Genomic DNA, 22,086 nt, shown 5'->3' with positions numbered 1-22,086 from the left:
TTAAAAATTTTTAGTATGACTAGAGAAGAAAAATCAATCGCGATTGAAGATTTAACTGCACAGTTAGCTGGTACTAATATTGTTTATGTAGCAGATATTTCTGGATTAAATGCAGAAACTACTTCAAACTTAAGAAGAGCTTGTTTTAAAGCTGGTATTAAATTAGAAGTTGTTAAGAACACCTTGCTTGAAAAAGCTATGGAAGCTTCTGATAACAACTATGGTGAATTACCAACAGTTTTAAAAGGAAACACTTCTATTTTAATTGCAGACATCGCTAACGCACCTGCAAAAATTATCAAAGAATTCCGTAAAAAATCTGATAAGCCTTTATTAAAAGGTGCTTACATCAACGAAGAAATCTACATTGGAGATAACTTACTTGATTCATTAGCATCTCTTAAATCTAAAGAAGAAGTTATCGGAGAAATCATCGGATTACTTCAGTCTCCGGCACAGAGAGTTATCTCTGCTCTTCAAAACCAATTTAAGGACGAAGAAGGAGCGGAGTAGTATTTCAATACGAACGCACATAATAAATTATAATTTTACAAATCATTTTAAAAGATAGAAAAAATGGCAGATTTGAAACAATTCGCAGAACAATTAGTTAACTTAACAGTTAAAGAAGTTAACGAATTAGCAACTATATTAAAAGACGATTACGGAATTGAGCCTGCAGCTGCTGCTGTAGTTATATCAGGTGGTGGAGAAGCTGCTGCTGTTGAAGAGCAAACTGAATTCACAGTAGTATTGAAAGATGCTGGTGCTTCTAAATTAGCTGTAGTTAAAGCTGTTAAAGAATTAACTGGTTTAGGTCTTAAAGAAGCTAAAGACTTAGTAGACGGTGCTCCTTCTAACGTTAAAGAAGGTGTTTCTAAAGATGAGGCTGAAGGTCTTAAAAAATCTTTAGAAGAAGCTGGAGCTGTAGTTGAGCTTAAATAAGCTAAGCTTTAGTATAAAAAGCTAGGTTTAGGCCTTGAGAAGATCTCTCAAAGGCCTAAACCATTTTGCGTATAATGAATTTATTGTATGTTCAAACCTGCAATAGTTCGAAATACGACCCTTTTTAATCGCTACGAAGAAAGAAAATGAAATATAACTTTCTGTTCATTTTCAGAGATGTATCGCTTATAAAAAGAAAGTACAATTCGACTGTGTATTTACACAAAATTACTTTTTTTTAATCAAAATTTTGTCCATTGATGTTAACAAATCAGACTGAAAGATTAAATTTCGCCTCGACGAAAAACATCCCTGATTACCCGGATTTTTTAGATATTCAGGTAAAATCTTTTAAAGATTTCTTCCAATTGGAAACTAAATCTGACGAAAGAGGCAACGAAGGTCTTTATAATACCTTCATGGAAAACTTCCCAATTACAGATACAAGAAATCAGTTTGTATTGGAATTCCTTGATTACTTTGTTGATCCACCACGTTATACAATTGAAGAATGTATTGACAGAGGGTTGACGTACAGTGTGCCTTTAAAAGCACGTTTAAAACTGTATTGTACAGACCCGGAACATGAAGATTTTGAAACAATTGTTCAGGATGTATATTTAGGTACAATACCATACATGACACCAAGCGGTACTTTCGTTATCAACGGTGCCGAGCGTGTTGTAGTATCTCAGTTACACCGTTCACCGGGTGTATTCTTCGGACAATCTTTCCATGCGAATGGTACAAAATTATACTCTGCCAGAGTAATTCCTTTTAAAGGATCTTGGATTGAATTTGCTACCGATATCAATAGCGTTATGTATGCTTATATCGATAGAAAGAAAAAATTACCGGTAACAACTCTTTTCCGTGCTATCGGATTTGAAAGAGATAAAGATATTCTAGAGATTTTTGACCTTGCAGAAGAAATCAAAGTTTCTAAAACAGGTCTTAAAAAGTACATCGGAAGAAGACTTGCTGCGCGTGTTCTGAACACCTGGCATGAAGATTTCGTTGATGAGGATACTGGAGAAGTAGTATCAATTGAACGTAATGAAATTATCTTGGATCGTGATACGATTTTAGATAAAGACAATGTAGAGGAAATTATTGATGCGAACGTTAAAGCTATTTTGTTACACAAAGAAGATAACAATCAGGCTGATTACGCTATTATCCACAATACATTACAAAAAGACCCTACAAACTCAGAAAAAGAAGCTGTAGAGCACATTTACCGTCAGTTGCGTAACGCAGAACCGCCTGATGAGGAAACGGCTCGTGGTATTATCGATAAATTATTCTTCTCCGATCAACGTTACAACTTAGGTGAAGTTGGTCGTTACAGAATGAATAAAAAATTAGGTTTGGATATCCCAATGGAAAAACAGGTTTTGACCAAAGAGGATATCATTACAATCGTAAAATATTTAATCGAATTGATCAACTCTAAAGCAGAGATTGATGATATCGATCACTTATCAAACCGTCGTGTTAGAACAGTTGGAGAACAATTGTCGGCACAATTTGGTGTAGGACTTGCCCGTATGGCAAGAACAATCAGAGAAAGAATGAACGTTAGAGATAACGAGGTGTTTACACCAATTGATTTGATCAATGCCAAAACATTGTCATCAGTAATCAACTCTTTCTTTGGAACCAACCAGTTATCTCAGTTCATGGACCAAACGAATCCACTGGCCGAGATTACACACAAAAGAAGATTGTCTGCCCTTGGACCAGGAGGTCTTTCCAGAGAAAGAGCCGGATTCGAGGTACGTGACGTTCACTATACACACTACGGACGTTTATGTCCTATTGAAACACCGGAGGGACCAAACATTGGTTTGATTTCATCTCTTGGAGTATATGCAAAAGTGAATGGAATGGGATTCATTGAAACTCCTTACCGTAAAGTAACGGAAGGTAAAGTGGATTTGGTTTCTACTCCGATCTATTTAAGTGCAGAAGAAGAAGAAGGAAAAATGATTGCTCAGGCAAACATTGATATGGATGAAAACGGAACCATCACCGCTGACAGAGTTATTGCTCGTGAAGAAGGAGATTTCCCTGTGGTTGAGCCGGGAGTTGTAGATTATACAGACGTTGCGCCAAACCAGATTGCATCCATTTCGGCTTCATTAATTCCGTTCTTGGAGCACGATGATGCGAACCGTGCATTGATGGGATCAAACATGATGCGTCAGGCAGTTCCATTATTGCGTCCGGAAGCACCAATTGTTGGTACAGGATTAGAGCGTCAGGTGGCGTCTGATTCCAGAGTACTGATCAATGCTGAAGGTAGCGGAACTGTTGAATATGTTGATGCGAACATGATTACCATCAAATACGACAGAACCGATGCGGAAAGAGCAGTTAGTTTCGATCCGGATGAAAAAACATACCAGTTAATCAAATTCAGAAAAACCAACCAGAGTACTTCTATCAACCTGAAACCAATCGTAAGAAGAGGAGACAGAGTTGCAAAAGGACAGGTACTTTGTGAAGGTTATGCAACGCAAAACGGAGAATTGGCTTTAGGTAGAAACCTTAAAGTTGCCTTCATGCCTTGGAAAGGGTATAACTTCGAGGATGCGATTGTAATTTCTGAAAAAGTTGTTCGTGATGACATCTTTACATCCATTCACGTGGATGACTATTCACTGGAAGTAAGAGATACAAAATTAGGTAACGAAGAGTTAACGAATGATATCCCTAACGTAAGTGAAGAGGCAACTAAAGATTTAGATGAAAACGGTATGATTAGAATTGGTGCAGAGGTAAAACCTGGCGACATTCTAATCGGAAAAATTACACCAAAAGGAGAATCAGATCCTACTCCGGAAGAGAAATTATTAAGAGCGATCTTCGGGGATAAAGCAGGTGATGTTAAAGATGCTTCATTAAAAGCGTCTCCTTCATTACACGGTGTGGTTTTAGATAAAAAATTATTCGCAAGAGCGGTTAAAGATAAACGTAAACGTTCTAAAGATAAAGATGATTTAGCAGTTTTAGAAACACAATTTGAAGTGAAATTCAATGAATTGAAAGACAGATTGGTGGAGAAATTGTTTGACATCGTGAATGGAAAAACATCTCAGGGTGTTATGAATGATTTGGGAGAAGAAGTATTGCCAAAAGGTAAAAAATACTCTCAAAAAATGTTGTATGCTGTTGAAGATTTCGCACACTTAACAAAAGGACAGTGGACTACAGACGATGAAACCAATGCAATGGTGAACGACCTGATCCACAACTATAAAATTAAGTTGAATGACCTTCAGGGAGCATTGAGAAGAGAGAAATTTACAATCACTGTTGGAGATGAATTACCATCAGGAATTTTAAAACTGGCTAAAGTTTATATCGCTAAGAAACGTAAACTGAAAGTTGGGGATAAAATGGCGGGACGTCACGGAAATAAAGGTATCGTTGCGAAAATTGTTCGTCACGAAGACATGCCTTTCTTAGAAGACGGAACTCCTGTAGATATCGTATTGAATCCACTTGGTGTACCATCGCGTATGAACATCGGGCAGATCTATGAAACTGTTCTTGGATGGGCAGGTCAGAAACTAGGTAAGAAATTTGCAACGCCAATTTTTGATGGAGCTTCTTTAGAGCAGATCAATGCTTTAACAGACGAAGCAGGTATTCCTAGATTCGGTCATACTTACCTGTATGACGGAGGAACAGGAGACCGTTTCCACCAGCCGGCGACTGTAGGTATCATCTACATGTTGAAATTAGGACACATGGTTGATGATAAAATGCACGCACGTTCTATCGGTCCATACTCATTAATTACGCAACAGCCATTAGGAGGTAAAGCACAATTCGGTGGTCAGCGTTTTGGAGAGATGGAGGTTTGGGCTCTTGAAGCTTATGGAGCATCAAGTACACTAAGAGAAATCTTGACTGTTAAATCGGATGACGTTATTGGTAGAGCGAAAACTTACGAAGCTATCGTTAAGGGAGAAACTATGCCGGAACCAGGATTACCGGAATCATTCAATGTATTAATGCATGAATTGAAAGGTCTTGGATTAGACATCAGATTAGAAGAATAAATTCACACGGGAGTAATCTTTGATTGCTCCCTTTTATAGCGTTTTTAATAAATCGATAGTATTCATATCATGACGAGATTAAAAGATAAAAATACCGTTAAAAGATTTAACAAAATTTCGATAGGACTTGCTTCCCCGGAATCCATTCTGGCAGAATCAAGAGGTGAGGTTTTAAAACCGGAAACCATCAACTATCGTACACACAAACCAGAGCGTGACGGTCTTTTCTGCGAAAGAATTTTCGGTCCAGTAAAAGATTTCGAATGTGCTTGTGGTAAATACAAAAGAATCCGTTATAAAGGAATCGTTTGTGACCGTTGTGGAGTTGAAGTTACGGAGAAAAAAGTACGTAGAGACAGAGTTGGACACATCAATTTGGTGGTGCCTATCGCTCATATCTGGTATTTCCGTTCCCTTCCAAACAAAATTGGTTACATTCTAGGCTTGCCGTCTAAGAAATTAGACATGATTATTTACTACGAAAGATATGTAGTAATTCAACCGGGTATTGCTAAAAATCCAGAAGGAGAAACTTTAAACCGATTAGACTTCTTAACAGAAGAAGAGTATTTGAATATTTTAGATACCCTTCCGATGGAGAATCAATATTTAGATGATACCGATCCGAACAAATTCATCGCTAAGATGGGTGCGGAATGTATTATGGACTTATTGGCACGTACAGATTTAGATGCTTTGTCTTACGACCTGCGTCACGCTGCTAATAATGAAACATCAAAACAACGTAAAACAGAAGCTTTAAAAAGACTTCAGGTTGTAGAATCGTTCCGTGAAGCAAACAATAACAGAGAAAACCGTCCGGAATGGATGATTTTAAAAGTAATCCCGGTTATTCCGCCGGAATTGCGTCCGTTAGTGCCGCTTGATGGAGGTCGTTTCGCAACATCGGATTTAAATGATTTGTACCGAAGAGTAATCATCCGTAACAACCGTTTAAAACGATTAATGGAAATTAAAGCTCCGGAAGTAATCTTAAGAAACGAAAAACGTATGTTACAGGAATCTGTAGACTCGTTATTCGATAACACAAGAAAAGCTTCTGCTGTTAAAACAGAATCAAACAGACCATTAAAATCCCTTTCGGATTCCTTAAAAGGTAAGCAAGGTCGTTTCCGTCAGAACTTATTAGGTAAACGTGTGGATTATTCTGCCCGTTCGGTAATTGTTGTTGGACCGGAAATGAAATTGTTCGAATGTGGTCTGCCTAAAGATATGGCTGCGGAACTGTACAAACCATTCGTTATTCGTAAATTAATCGAAAGAGGAATTGTTAAAACAGTGAAGTCGGCTAAGAAAATTATCGACAAAAAAGAGCCGGTAGTTTGGGATATCCTTGAAAACGTAATTAAAGGACACCCGGTACTACTAAACCGTGCTCCTACTTTGCACAGATTAGGTATCCAGGCATTCCAGCCAAAATTGATTGAAGGTAAAGCGATCCAGTTACACCCGTTAGTGTGTACGGCGTTTAATGCCGATTTCGATGGTGACCAGATGGCGGTTCACTTACCATTAGGACCGGAAGCTATTTTGGAAGCACAATTATTAATGTTGGCTTCACACAATATCTTGAACCCTGCAAATGGTGCGCCAATCACGGTACCTTCTCAGGACATGGTTTTGGGTCTGTATTACATGACCAAAGAACGTTTGTCTACTCCGGATCATAAAATTTTAGGTGAAGGCCTGACTTTTTACTCGGCAGAAGAAGTAAATATTGCTTTGAATGAAGGGAAGTTAGAGTTGAATGCCCGTGTTAAAATCAGAGCAAAAGACTTTAATGAAAACGGAGAATTAGTATATAAAATTATCCAGACTACTGCAGGTAGAGTATTATTTAACGAAGTAGTACCGGAAGCAGCTGGTTATATAAATGAAGTATTAACGAAGAAGTCCTTAAGAGATATTATTGGTAAAATTTTAAGTGTTACCAATGTACCTACTACTGCTGCCTTCTTGGATAATATGAAAGATATGGGATACCGTTTCGCTTTCAGAGGAGGACTTTCTTTCTCTTTAGGGGATATCAAAATTCCAGATCAGAAACAAGACCTTATTGCGGATGCAAACGGTCAGGTTGAAGCGATTTCGATGAACTATAACATGGGTCTTATTACTAATAATGAGCGTTACAACCAGGTTATTGACGTTTGGACTTCAACCAATGCATTGCTTACAGAATTAGCGATGAAAAACATTAGAGAAGACCAGCAGGGATTCAACTCGGTGTATATGATGCTTGACTCTGGAGCGAGGGGATCTAAAGAACAGATTCGTCAGTTAACCGGTATGCGTGGTTTGATGGCTAAGCCTAAAAAATCAACCGCTGGTGGTGGTGAAATTATTGAAAACCCGATTTTATCGAACTTTAAAGAAGGACTTTCAATTTTAGAATACTTTATTTCTACTCACGGTGCTCGTAAAGGTCTTGCGGATACGGCTCTTAAAACGGCAGATGCCGGGTACTTAACCAGAAGATTACATGACGTTTCTCAGGATGTTATTGTAAACTCTGTAGATTGTGGTACTTTAAGAGGTGTTGAAGTATCAGCATTGAAAAAGAATGAGGAAGTTGTTGAAACTTTAGGAGAAAGAATCTTAGGACGTGTTGCGTTACAAGATGTAATCAATCCTTTAACCAGCGAAATTTTAGTTCACGCAGGTGATGAAATTACAGAAGCTATCGTTAAAGCTATTGACGCTTCTCCAATTGAAAGAGTAGACGTTCGTTCTCCGTTAACTTGTGAAGCTGGAAAAGGTATCTGTGCAAAATGTTACGGACGTAACCTGGCAACAGGTAAAATGACCCAGAGAGGTGAAGCAGTAGGAGTTATTGCAGCACAGTCTATTGGTGAGCCGGGTACACAGTTAACACTACGTACATTCCACGTTGGGGGTACAGCAGGTAACATTTCTGAAGAATCAAGTATCATTACGAAATTCAAAGGAAGACTTGAAATCGAAGATTTAAAAACCGTTAAAGGAGAAGACAATGAAGGTAATGCTATCGATATTGTAATTTCCCGTTCAACAGAATTAAAATTAGTAGACGAAACAACAGGAATCGTATTAAATACACATAATATCCCTTACGGATCAAGCATCTTTGTTAAAGATGGTGAAGTAGTAGATAAAGGAACTACAATCTGTAAATGGGACCCGTATAATGGTGTAATTATTTCAGAATTTACAGGTAAGGTTGCTTACGAAGATATCGAACAGGGACAATCGTTCATGGTTGAAATCGATGAGCAAACCGGATTCCAGGAAAAAGTAATCTCTGAAGCCAGAAATAAAAAATTAATTCCTACTTTATTAATCTACGGAAAAGACGGAGAATTAATCCGTTCTTACAACTTACCGGTGGGTGCCCACCTTATGGTTGATGACGGAGAGAAAATTAAAGCAGGTAAGATTTTAGTGAAAATCCCTCGTCGTTCTTCAAAAGCAGGGGATATTACAGGAGGTTTACCAAGAATTACCGAGTTGTTAGAAGCTCGTAATCCTTCAAACCCGGCTGTAGTATCTGAGATTGACGGTGTAGTATCTTTTGGAAAAATCAAAAGAGGTAACCGTGAGATCGTTGTAGAATCTAAATTTGGTGAGATTAAGAAATACTTAGTTAAACTTTCAAACCAGATCTTAGTTCAGGAAAATGACTACGTAAGAGCAGGTATGCCACTATCTGACGGAGCAATTACTCCGGATGATATCTTAAGAATCCAGGGACCATCTGCTGTACAACAGTACTTGGTAAATGAAATTCAGGAAGTGTACCGTTTACAAGGGGTAAAAATTAATGACAAGCACTTTGAAGTTGTAATTCGTCAGATGATGCGTAAAGTTCAAATCCAGGATCCGGGTGATACACTATTCTTAGAAGATCAGTTGGCTCATACAAGTGACTTTATCGTTGAAAATGATAAATTATACGGAATGAAAGTTGTGGAAGATGCGGGTGATTCTGATAACCTGAAAGCAGGTCAGATCATATCGCCAAGAGAATTAAGAGATGAAAACTCTTTACTGAAGAGAAATGACAGAAACCTTGTAGTTGCAAGAGATGTGGTTCCGGCAACGGCTACTCCGATTCTTCAGGGTATTACAAGAGCGTCATTACAAACGAAATCGTTTATCTCGGCAGCATCGTTCCAGGAAACAACGAAAGTATTGAATGAAGCAGCTGTAGCTGGTAAAGTTGACGGATTAGAAGGATTGAAAGAAAATGTTATTGTGGGTCACAGAATCCCTGCTGGTACAGGTATGAGAGATTACGATAATATTATTGTAGGTTCTAAAGAAGAATTCAACGAATTAATGGCTGCAAAAGAAGAATTTAATTACTAAGAATCATGAGTGATAATAAACAGCAAGGACAAATCAATATTGAATTGGATGAGCAGGTAGCCGACGGGATTTACTCCAATCTGGCAATCATCAATCATTCCAACACAGAATTCGTAATTGATTTTGTGAACATTATGCCGGGAGTGCCAAAAGCAAAAGTAAAATCCAGAATTATACTTACTCCGCAGCATGCAAAACGTTTATTAGGAGCTTTAGCAGAAAACATAACACGGTTTGAAGCAGCTCATGGTGAAATCAAAGAGGCAGAATTGCCTTCGATACCTTTAAATTTCGGACCAACAGGTCAAGCTTAATAAAAAGCCTCTCATTATGAGAGGCTTTTTTTATTTGTGTGTCCCGTCCTGAAATAAGTTGACACAAAATCGACTTATTATGAAAGACACAACAACAACGCGAGTTAAGCGTACTCAAAAGGATTATAATATGGCTTTTAAATTAGCTGTAGTTTCCCGAGTTGAACAAGGCGAAATGACCTATAAACAGGCTCAAACTGTTTACGGTATCCAAGGCAGAAGTACTGTTTTGGTTTGGCTTCGAAAATATGGTAACTTAGACTGGAGTAAACCAAATCTGTTATTTATGTCTAAATCTAAAGAAACCCCGGCTCAGATTATTAAACGATTAGAGAAAGAACTGGCAGGTGAGAAACTTCGAAATAAGATTCTCAATACGATGATCGACATTTCTGATAGTCAGTACGGAACCCAGATCCGAAAAAAGTTTTCTCCCAAACCATCTTCCGACTCCGGGAAGGAGCAGGAATAAGTTTGTCCAAAAGTTGCCGATTGTTTGGGATAAGTAGGCAAGCTATATATCAGGAACAAAAAAGAATCCTCGATCGGGAATCTGAGTTACTCAAAGTAAAGCATCTGGTTCTTTCTTTGCGATTGGAAATGCCACGTATAGGGACACGTAAACTATATTACCTACTTTCGAAGCAATTTGATCAACAGGGTGTAAAGATAGGTCGTGATGCCTTATTTGGTTATCTAAGAAGGGAGAAGTTACTTGTTAAACCAATGAAGAGTTACACTAAAACTACCTATTCTAAACATTGGCTACACAAGTACGAAAATCTTTTGAAAGAGTGTGAGATTAAACGTCCTGAACAGGTATATGTAAGCGACATCACTTATGTCAAATCATCCCGGAAAACCCATTATCTGTCTTTAGTTACTGATGCTTATAGCAGAAAAATAATGGGGTATAAGCTGAGTGATGATATGAGTTCTGAAAATGTGGTACAGGCATTAAAAATGGCTATACAGAATAGGAAATCAACATTACCCCTGATACATCACTCCGATAGAGGATTACAATATTGTTCTAAAATTTATCAGGAAGTATTAGCTAAAAACGGTATTACACCCTCTATGACTGACGGATATGATTGTTATCAAAATGCTTTAGCTGAAAGAATAAACGGAATTTTAAAAAACGAATTCTTGTTTTATAAATGCAAAGATGGTCAGACTTTAGGAAAGCTTATAAAAACAGCGATAGAAACGTATAATGCTAAAAGACCTCATTTGAGTTTAATGATGAAAACGCCTAATTTTATACATGAAAAAACCAGCCAGGTAAACCTGACTGGTTAATATATTTTTATTCTAAAATCTGTCAACCTATTTTAGGACGACTCAGTGAATATTTTAACCGCTAAAATATTAAATTGTTAAATCTTTAAAATTTTTATAGTTTTTTTATTGTATGATGAAAAATTTAGTAATTTAACCGACTAAATAATTTCATATGAATAAAAATTACTATTCATTAGGCAGCGAAAGTAAAGCGTTGCTTAAAAACAGCGATGCCCATCAATTTGCATGGTCGAAGAACATTAAACATATATGTTTAATGTTCTTTTTATTTGTATCGGTCTTTGTAGCCAACGCACAGGTAGCTACAAACGGCGGATCGGGTTTAAGTGCCACATATCCGAACCTGGCTTCGGCTATTACGGCATTGAACGCAGCAACTATTTCGGGACCGGTCGTGATAACACTCTCCGGAAATGAAACGGCACCTGCGGGCGGTTATGTCATTACAGCTGAAGGAACAGCGGTAAATACAATTACAATAGTAGGAAGTACCAGCACAATTACAGCACCAACCCCTCAAACGTCGGGAGCTTTAAATGATGCTATTTTTAAATTAGTAGGAGCAGACTGGGTTACGATCCAGGGCTTTACAATGCAGGAAAATGCAGCCAATTCAACAACGGCAGCAGGAACGAACAACATGACCGAATGGGGTGTTGCGTTGCTGTATGCCTCTACTACAAATGGTGCGCAGAATAACACCATCCTGAACAATACTATCGATTTAAACCGTACTTATCAAAATACCTTCGGTATTTACAGTAACTCTGTTCACTCGGGTACTACCGTTACAACAGCAGCTACAGCAACCGGAGCTAACGGAGGAAATCACAACCTGAAAATCTATGGCAATACGATAACCGATGTAAACATCGGAATCGTATATGTGGGACCAACAGCGGCGGCTGATCACAATACCGGATTGGATATTGGAGGAACAGCACTGGCAACAGGGAACACGATAACAAACTTTGGAACAACGGGAACCTTTTCCGGTTATTCGAATGTTTCCGGATCGGTTAACGGTATCCTGGTAAGAAATACCAAGAATTTTAATATTTCTTATAATAACGTAGCCAGTTCAAACGGAGGCGTTACGGCAGGAACCCTAAGAGGAATCTTTGTACCGGCTTTCAATAACGCACCTACCGGTGTTATTGTGAATACAATCAATAATAATACAGTATCCTTACGCAGCGCTGCTGCCGGGGGAACGATGTTTGGGATATCCAATGAGGCAACTACCGTAAGTGTTACCACAACATTGAATATCAATAACAACGACTTCAATACATTTGGACACACCGTAGCAGGAACGGCAGCGATAACTTTGATTATTAATGCCGCTACTACATTAAATACAAACATCAACAACAATACTTTTACGAACTTATCGGTAAACACAACCGCTGGATTTACGTTTATCAGTAATAATGTAACCCACCCTACAGATGCGGTAACCATTGTAAACAACAATGCCATTGTTACTGGTTTTAGTAAAACCGGAGCGGGTGGAACCGTGTACTTCTATGACTCTTTCGGAAGTACTACAAGTGGTTCAGAAACCAATACCGGAAATAATTTCTCAAATGTTACATTAACCGGAGCAACAACATTAGGCGGTTTCAGATCGGCCGATGGAGGAACTGCGGGATATCCGGCAAAAACAATAACGAACAACACATTTAACAATATTATCAACGGAAGTAGTGCTTCAACCGTATTGAATGCGGGATACAGCTTGGTTGGCGGTACAAACAATGTGTCTGGAAATACAATTACAAATGTTACTACTGCGGGCAGTATCGTAGGAATCACTTCTGCTGCCGGTAACCAGAACTTTTTTAACAATACCATCAGCGGTTTAACAACAACAGGAGCGGCAAACGTTTCTGCTATTTCCATAACGGGAGGAACCATACAGAATCTTTATAAAAACAAGATCTTCAATATTGAGGCAAACAATGCTTCCGGAACCGTAAATGGTATCTTAGTGTCTGGTGGAACAACAACGTCACTATACAATAATATTGTGGGCGACTTGAGAACTCCGATTGCAAATGCAGCCAACCCTTTGATCGGGATCAGCATTACAGGAGGAACAACTGTAAATGTTAACTTCAACACCGTTCGTTTAAACGGAGCAAGTACCGGAGCATTATTCGGATCAAGCGCTGTATCTGTTTCAACAACGCCTACAGTGGCTTTCAGAAACAATATTTTTGTAAACCAGTCTGCAACAACCGGAGCGGGACTTGCAGCAGCCTACAGAAGATCTTCAACAACGTTAACAACGTATGATGCCGTATCTAATAATAACCTGTATTTTGGAACGACAATTTTTACAGACGGAACAAATACCGATGCAACCCTGGCAGCTTTTAAAGCCAGAGTGGCACCAAGAGATGTTGCATCTGTAACAGAAAATCCGAACTGGGTTTCCGTAACAGGCGCAAATGCTACTTTCTTACACATCGATACTACAATACCGACACAAATCGAAAATGGTGGTACACCGGTAGCGGGTATCACGGATGATTTTGACGGAGATGTAAGAAATGTAACAACTCCGGATATCGGAGCAGATGAATTTGCCGGTATCCCTACAGATATAACGGCTCCGGTAATAGTACATACGGTAGTAGCAGGTTCTTGCGTACCGGGTAGTAAAGTAATTACAGCAACAATTACAGACGGAAGCGGAGTGCCAACAACAGGTGCCGGTTTACCGGTTGCCTACTGGAAAATCAATGCAGGAACCTATACGGCAGCTGTAGCGACCAGTTTAGGATCTGGACAATATGAATTTACAATTGGTGCTGGAGCAGTATTAGGAGATTCTGTTTCCTATTATATTGTGGCTCAGGATAATGCAGGAACTCCAAATGTAGCCGTATTACCGGCAGCAGGTGCAGCAGGATTTACAATTAATCCGCCGGCAGCAGCAACGCCGCCAACCACACCGTTTACATACAATATTTACAGCCCTTTAAGTGGTGTTTATACCGTTGGAGCTTCTGGAAACTATGCAACGTTAACAGCGGCTGTAGCAGACTATAACTCAAAATGTTTATCCGGTCCGGTTACCTTCTCATTAACAGATGCAACCTATACGGGAGAAACCTATCCGATTACGATTAATTCCAATCCGGATGCCAGTGCAACAAACACGTTGACCATTAAACCGGCAACTGGTGTTACAGCAGCATTTTCAGGATCTAATGCAACGGCTATTCTTAAAATAGCAGGAGCAGATTATGTAACTATCGACGGAAGTAATAACGGAACAACTACCCGTGATTTAACAATCACCAATACCAATGGAGCAGGGGTGGTACTTTGGGTAGCGAGTGCCGATGCTACAAACGGAGCATTGAATGCGACATTCAAAAACCTTAAAATCATCGGAAACACACCGGCAACAACCGTGGCAGGTATTGTGGTGAGTGGTACTGCTTTAGGAGGTGCTGCAGAAGCATCCAATACCGGTTTTACAGCCATTAATAACACCTTCAACAAAATGCAGAATGCTATTTTCGCTATCGGAAATGCAACAACTCCGGATCAGGGATTTGTGATTACGGGTAATGTTATAGGATCTGCAACTGCTGTTGATAAACTTGGTTTTAGAGGAGTAGCGGTGCAAAACGCACAGGGATTTGTGATTTCCGGAAACCAGATTTTTGGAGTAACAACAACTACAACCAGTACAGCATCGGGTATACTTGTTGGCGGAAACGCAATTAACGGAACCGTGTTTAATAACAAAATATCCGATATTAAAAATACCAATACCACTGGTTATGGATGTAACGGAATCTATTTGAATTCCAACAACGCTGCGGCAAACATTACGGTATATAATAACTTCATCAGTGATGTGGCAAGTTATGGCTATTCAGCGGGTGGTGGCGTAGCCGATAACGGATACGGAATCATCATCAACCAGGGAGCTGGTTATAATGTTTACCACAATACAGTGGCAATGAATACTAACCAGACTATTGGAGGAAGACCGGCAGCGATCAATGTTACAGCAACGGTTACAGCAGCCGGAGCCATTAACTTGCGAAACAATATCTTTAGCAATACGCAAACACAAACCGGAGCACGCTATGCGATTTATTCGGAAGCAGCCAATACGGTTTTTGCAGCAATAGATTATAACAACTATTATACAACAGGAACGAATCTGGGGTATATTGTATCAGACAGAGCAGATCTTGCAGCGTTACAAACAGGTTTCGGAGGCAACACAAACGCTAAAAATGTTTTACCGGTGTATACCTCTTTAACAGACTTACATTTAGTACCGGCAAGTAATGTTTATTTAGACAACCTTGGAACACCAATTGCAGGTATCACTACCGATATTGATGGCGATACAAGAAATGTTACAACACCGGATATGGGAGCCGATGAATTTACGTCTCCGGTTTGTACAGCAGCAGTTGGCGGTACCGCTACCGCTACGGTAACTACAATTTGTACTTCCGGAACGTCAACAATTCAGGCAGCAGGTTACTCTACTGGTGAAACCACATCATATCAGTGGCAATCTGCTACAGATATGGCATTTACAACACCGGTAAATGTGGGAACAGCAACAGCAACTTATGCTGATTTGACTACAGCAACAATTACGCAAACAACATACTATCGTTTAGCGGTAACCTGTGTGGCAAACGGACAGGCAAATTACTCTACTGTTGCTCAGGTAACGGTAAATACAACTGCAGAACCTGTAGCAGCAGCACAAACATTCTGTAACAGTGCAACAGTATCACAATTGGTAGCAACAGGAACGGGAGTACAATGGTATAATGTTCCAACCGGAGGTACAGCGATGGCAGCAACAGATGCTTTGGCAACAGGTACATACTATGCGACACAAACAATCTCAGGATGTGAAAGTACAAGACTATCGGTTTCGGTTACTGTAAATGTAACACCGCAGCCTACAGCAGCCACACAAACATTCTGTAGCAGTGCAACAGTATCACAATTGGTAGCAACAGGAACAGGAGTACAATGGTATAATGTTCCAACCGGAGGTACAGCGATGGCAGAAACAGATGCTTTGGCAACAGGTACTTACTATGTGACACAAACAATTTCGGGATGTGAAAGTACAAGACTATCGGTTTCGGTTACTGTAAATGTAACACCGCAGCCTACAGCAGCCACACAAACATTCTGTAACAGTGCAACAGTATCACAATTGGTAGCAACAGGAACAGGAGTACAATGGTATAATGTTCCAACCGGAGGTACAGCGATGGTATCAACAGATGCTTTGGCAACAGGTACGTACTATGTGACACAAACAATTTCGGGATGTGAAAGTACAAGACTATCGGTATCGGTTACTGTAAATGTAACACCACAACCTGGTGGAGCAACAACACAGACAATCACTGTAAATACACCGGCAGAAGCAACAATCGAAGATTTGGTAGCGACCGGAACAGGTATAATCTGGTACCCTACGCTGGCAGATGCACAGGCGGGAACAAATGCCATTCCGGCAGGAACACAACTGGTAAACGGTTCTACCTATTATGCAACGCAAACAGTGAGCGGATGTGCCAGTGCTACTGCACTTGCTGTTACCGTAACAGTTACATTGGGAACATCATCATTTGATAAAAACCAATTCAAATACTATCCTAACCCGGTTATTGATAACATCACGTTTAGTTATGCTGAACCAATCAATACAATTGAAGTATTCAATATGTTAGGACAACGGGTTATTTACAAAACAGTAAACATGACAACGATAGAAATCGACATGACGCAATTAGCCGCAGGAACTTATACGGCTCATTTGAAATCTGGAGATGCAAAAGAGATCGTTAAGGTGGTTAAAAGGTAGATAATTAACGTAAATACTTTAAAATAGTCTAAGAAATATTTCTTAGACTATTTTTTTTGAACTTAATTAAGGGTAATATTGTTATATTACTGTTTCTTATTGATTCTTTTTAACGTTAACAAAACTTGATGTTAAAAAAATATGGTGTTTTCATTGATTTTGCATTTATAATTGTTAAAATAGATATATGCCATTTATAGTGTTATTATTTTGTTAAATTAGCCGCGATAAACTAATGACACTATTTTATGAAAAACTCTACTTTTTTGAGTGGATTTCGATGGCGTAATGCATTGAAAATTCACTGGAATTTTAGTTGTTTGTTATTGTTTGCACTTTTGTTAGGACAACAGGTCAGTGCGCAGGGAACACAAACAACACTATTAATTAACCCCAATGCAGAAGGCGGCTTCGAAACCGGAACAACGTTTGCCAGCAATGGATGGACGGCAGTTAACGGAACGACCAATACTTGGAACGTAGGAACTGTTCCGGGTTGGTTTACCGGTACTGGCGGTGCTTATGTTTCTAATAACTCAGGAGCAGCATGGGCTTATACCAATAATACGGCGAACCGTTCACATTTTTATCGTGATGTCACTTTTCCGGCCGGTGTAACGGCAGTAGATCTGGTATTTGACTGGAGAGGAAATGGAAATGATACAGATTATGACAACCTGTTAGTGTATCTTGTAGACACAACGGTTACTCCGGATACGGCTGGTCCAACCGGAACCAATACAACTACGACAGGATGGACGGGTTATACTAGTGCTACTACAGGGTATTACCTGTTACAACGTAGCGGAACGGTAACGCCTACTACAACTACAAGCGTAACCTATTCACTTACTGCAGCACAAAGAACGTATGTAGCAGGGAAAACAAAACGTCTTGTTTTTGTATGGAAAAACGATGGATTGGGTGGAACAAATCCACCGGCATCTGTAGATAATATCTCTTTAACGGCAGTAGCACCTACCTGCTTAATGCCTTCGAATATTACAGCAACAGCTGTTGCAACACAAACTGCAACAATCAACTGGACGGCTTCTGGTTCTGCCCCTGCAAACGGGTATGAATATGAAGTGAGAACCAGTGGAGCAGCGGGTAGCGGAACAACTGGTTTGACAGTAGCAAATACTACAGCAGCCGGAGTTACTACAGTTAATATTAGCGGACTTACATCGGCGGTTACCTATTCTGTTTATGTTCGTGCAAATTGTGGTTCAGGCGATTTTAGTGCCTGGACAGCAGCGGGTACATTTACAACATTGTGTTCACCATCTGCAATTCCGCACATAGTACCGATCGAAGCGGTAACGGTACCTGCAATTCCTGCATGTACTACCGTTCAGAATGTTAATAATGATACCAGAACATGGATAAGTTATGCCTCTATAGCAGGTATTACAGGAAAAGTAATGGGTTATCCATACCATGGTAGCAATGCAGCAAATGACTGGTTTTTTACTAACGGATTAGAATTAACGCAAGGCGTTAGCTACCGTTTGAAATTCAAATATAAAGATGCAGCCTATGCTGAAAAACTTAAAGTAGGTATTGGTACTACAGCTGTAAATACGGCAATGACCACTACTTTGTTTGATGTGACTACAGGAAATACAAGTACAGTAGTAGCAAAAGAAATTGATTTTACGGTACCAACTACCGGAGTTTATAACATCGGATTCCAGTGTTATTCTGCGGCGAATATGAACATTTTATACGTAGGAGAAATTGCTGTTGAGGTGACTCCTTCTTGTCTTGTGCCTACAGCAGTTAATGCTTCGGCTATCACGATGACAACGGCAACTATCGGTTGGACAGCTCCGGCGACAGCTCCGGCAAACGGATACCAGTATGAAGTAAGATCAAGTGGTGCAGCGGGAAGCGGTGCAACAGGTCTTGCTGCTTCAGGTAATACGGCAGCGGGTGTTGTTACAGCTAACGTAGCTACTTTAACTCAGGCTACAGTTTACACGGTTTATGTGCGATCTGCTTGTGGCGCTACAGATTTTAGTGCCTGGACAGTTGCCTATACTTTCACGACAGTATGTGATAATGCTGTGATTCCTTATACAGTGCCTATTGAAGCGGTAACTGTACCGGCAATTCCAATGTGTACTACCGTTCAGAATGTGAATAATGATACCAGAACATGGGTGAGTTATGCTACTACAACAGGTATTACAGGAAAAGTAATGGGATACCCTTACCATGGTACCAATGCAGCAGATGATTGGTTCTTTACTAACGGATTAAATTTAACACAAGGTGTTAGCTACCGTTTGAAATTTAAATATAAAGACTCCGGATATGCTGAAAAACTTAAAGTAGCGGTGGGTACTACTGCTGTAAATACAGCAATGACAACCACTTTATTTGATGTAACTACAGGAACAGGAACTACTGTTGTAGCGAAAGAAATTGATTTCACAGCACCAGCAACAGGCGTTTATAACATTGGATTCCAGTGTTATTCTGTAGCGAACATGAGTACTTTGTATTTAGGAGAAATTACGGTTGAGTTAGCGCCAACTTGTTTGCCGGCTTCAGCAACAGCTGTTTCAGCGATTACAAAAAATACAGCTACCATTTCATGGACAGCTTCTACATCAGCTCCGGCAAGCGGATATGAATATGAAATCAGAACAAGTGGTGCAGCCGGAAGCGGTGCAACAGGTCTTGCAACTTCTGGTACTACTGCGGCAGGAATTGTTACTAAAAACGTAACAGGTTTATTGCCTTCAACGGCTTATGCCGTTTATGTTCGTGCAAATTGCGGAGCAGGAGATTTCAGTACATGGACAGCAGTAACGAACTTTACAACCAGTTGTGATTATTTTGATATAACAGGAACAACACCTGCAACAATCTGCGGACAGGGAACTGCTAACTTAGGAGTAACGACTACAGGCGGAACAGTAAAATGGTACGCGGCAGCTACAGGCGGAACAGCATTGGCAACCGGAGCGACATATACAACTCCGGTAATTAATGCCACTACATCTTATTGGGCTGAAACAAGTGTTCTGGGTACTCCGGTATCAGTAGGTCCGGCTTCTCCAACAGCACAGGGAGGTACTATAGGAGTGCAAACAACGGCTTGGAATGTGAACTTTACAGTTACTCAAAATACAGCATTGGCATCTGTAGATGTTTTCCCGGTAACTTCAGGGCAAACAGGAGCGATCGTTGTTAGAAGCAGTACCGGTACCGTTATTGCGACGTATCCGTATACCACAAATGTATCCGGTGGAGCAACAGCACAAACCATTACATTGAACCATGTGTTCGCACCGGGAAGCTACCAATTGTATCCAACCTTGCCAACAGCTGGTTTATCAAGAAATACTACCGGAGCGGTTTATCCTTACACCTCTTCTGTAGCAAACATTACCGGAAATGGTTATGATGCGGCTTACTTTATGAGCTTCTATAACTGGGTGTTCCAGTCTTCATGTGTTTCTCCAAGAACAGAAGTAGTGGCTACGGTAACAACACCACCAACTTTTGCTTTGAGCACTAACAGTACAACAGCTGTTTGTAGCGGACAAGCTGCTGCTGCGGTAACTATCGCAACAGGAGCGGCAGATTATGATACTTTCGTTTGGTCACCGGCAACAGGCGTTACCGGAAATGCAGCTAACGGATGGGTATTTAATCCAACAGCTACGACAACTTATACTTTAACAGCGTCACAATCGGCAGGTGCTTGTACTACTACAGCAAATGTAGTAGTGAACATCAACCCGCTACCGGTTGTTGCGGCTTCTGCAGCAAACGCAACCGTTTGTGAAGGAACTTCGACAACATTATCAGCAATAACGATTGCTCCGGGAACGGTTGCTATTGGAACAGGAACAACCTTAACATCGGCAACTACACAACCGACAGCTTTCTGTAACCGTTTTGATCAATACTGGAACCAAACGGTTTATACCGCTGCAGAACTTACAGCTGCCGGATTAAAAGCAGGAAATATCACTTCGATTGCTTATAACATTACCACATTAGGTGATGCTGCTAATGTTACGAATTTCACAATCAGAATCGGAACTACAGCAAACAGTACGTTAACAGCGTTTACAACAACAGGATTAAACCTTGTTTACGGACCGTCTACCTATGCTCATGCTGTAGGTGTAAATACCATTACATTTGCAACACCTTATGTTTGGGATGGTGTATCGAACATTATTGTTGATGTAAGACATGATGGGGTTGATGCTACAAATAATTCCATAACTTATTACACAACAACTACCGGAAATATGACTATTTCGGCTGTTTCATCAACACCGTCTTCTACTACCGTATTGTCTACAACAAACCCGACAGGAACAGTGTCTACACAACGTTTGAATGTAGTATTCGGAGGTCAGGTTGTTTCAACAGGAGCTGGAACTATAGACTGGACCTGGACACCGGGTAACTTAACCGGAAGTACAGTAACAGTATCGCCAGCAACAACGACAACCTATACGGTTAGAGGAACAAATTCCGCTACAGGTTGTTATGCTGAATCTACGGTAACGGTAAACGTAACGTCTACACCGGCACCAACAGGAAACAGTACACAAACAATCAATGCCAACACGGCTGCTGATGCAACAATTGAAAACATCGTTGTAACAGGAACGGCTGTAGTTTGGTATCCAACGGCTGCTGATGCATTGGCAAATACAAACCCGATCGCTGCCGGAACACAATTAGTAAGCGGAACAACTTATTATGCAATGCAAACAGTTGGCGGATGTAGAAGTGTTAGCCCGTTAGCGGTTACAGTAACCGTAACATTAGGTACTTCTTCATTTGATATCGTAGGATTGAAATACTATCCAAACCCTGTAGTAGATGTGTTTACAGTAACCTATACAGATGCTATCACATCGGTTGAGGTATTTAACTTGGTTGGTCAGCGAGTAATTGCGGTAAAACCAAATACAAATACAGCGCTTTTAGATATGAGCACTTTACCAACAGGAGCTTATATTTTACAGGTAAAAGCAAATGGTCAATCACAATCCATTAAAGTGATTAAAAAATAAGTTTTTTGATTTTTAGGAAAAGCCGCTCAAATGAGCGGCTTTTTTTATGGGGCAAAATGCGAATTATTCATTTTAAAAGTTAATTATACAGGATCTTTGTTGTTATTTTGTTATAATAGTTTTTTTATGATGTTAAAATGCTGTTT

Annotated in this window: 8 protein-coding genes; all 8 read left to right on the top strand. The window is 39.9% G+C overall.

What is annotated here, in order from left to right; translation table 11 throughout:
- Window positions 1-15 precede the first annotated feature (15 nt).
- Window positions 16-513, top strand: coding sequence for a 50S ribosomal protein L10 (gene rplJ / locus HW120_RS00185; protein ID WP_177729860.1), 498 nt, complete (start codon window positions 16-18; stop codon window positions 511-513).
- A 63-nt stretch (window positions 514-576) separates the two neighbouring features.
- Complete coding sequence (gene rplL / locus HW120_RS00180) at window positions 577-945, top strand: 50S ribosomal protein L7/L12 (protein WP_177729858.1); 369 nt, start codon at window positions 577-579, stop codon at window positions 943-945.
- Window positions 946-1,205: 260 nt separating this feature from the next.
- Window positions 1,206-5,018 (top strand): DNA-directed RNA polymerase subunit beta, encoded by a 3,813-nt coding sequence (rpoB, locus tag HW120_RS00175; RefSeq protein WP_177729856.1) that lies wholly within the window; start codon window positions 1,206-1,208, stop codon window positions 5,016-5,018.
- A gap of 69 nt (window positions 5,019-5,087) precedes the next feature.
- The gene (gene rpoC / locus HW120_RS00170; protein ID WP_177729854.1) at window positions 5,088-9,386 is read left to right on the top strand and encodes a DNA-directed RNA polymerase subunit beta'; all 4,299 of its coding nucleotides are present in this window, start codon (window positions 5,088-5,090) and stop codon (window positions 9,384-9,386) included.
- A gap of 5 nt (window positions 9,387-9,391) precedes the next feature.
- Window positions 9,392-9,700, top strand: a complete 309-nt coding sequence (locus HW120_RS00165; RefSeq protein ID WP_177729852.1) for a DUF3467 domain-containing protein — start codon at window positions 9,392-9,394, stop codon at window positions 9,698-9,700.
- Window positions 9,701-9,779: 79 nt separating this feature from the next.
- A protein-coding gene (locus HW120_RS00160) for an IS3 family transposase (protein WP_394353016.1) occupies window positions 9,780-11,005 on the top strand; the annotation gives its coding sequence in 2 pieces (ribosomal slippage) (window positions 9,780-10,128 and window positions 10,128-11,005; 1,227 coding nt in all).
- A 154-nt stretch (window positions 11,006-11,159) separates the two neighbouring features.
- Window positions 11,160-16,886 carry a T9SS type A sorting domain-containing protein gene (locus tag HW120_RS00155; RefSeq protein ID WP_177729850.1) on the top strand — a complete coding sequence of 1,909 codons (5,727 nt, stop codon included), beginning with the start codon at window positions 11,160-11,162 and terminating at the stop codon, window positions 16,884-16,886.
- 266 nt (window positions 16,887-17,152) lie between these two features.
- Entirely contained in the window at window positions 17,153-21,940 is a 4,788-nt protein-coding gene (locus HW120_RS00150) for a beta strand repeat-containing protein (protein ID WP_177729848.1), read from the top strand.
- The last annotated feature ends 146 nt before the right edge of the window (window positions 21,941-22,086 follow it).

It is taken from the genome of Flavobacterium inviolabile, from assembly GCF_013389455.1.
Classification (GTDB): domain Bacteria; phylum Bacteroidota; class Bacteroidia; order Flavobacteriales; family Flavobacteriaceae; genus Flavobacterium; species Flavobacterium inviolabile.
The sequence above is the reverse complement of the archived record's forward strand: the minus strand, read 5'-3'. Positions and strand labels throughout refer to the sequence as shown.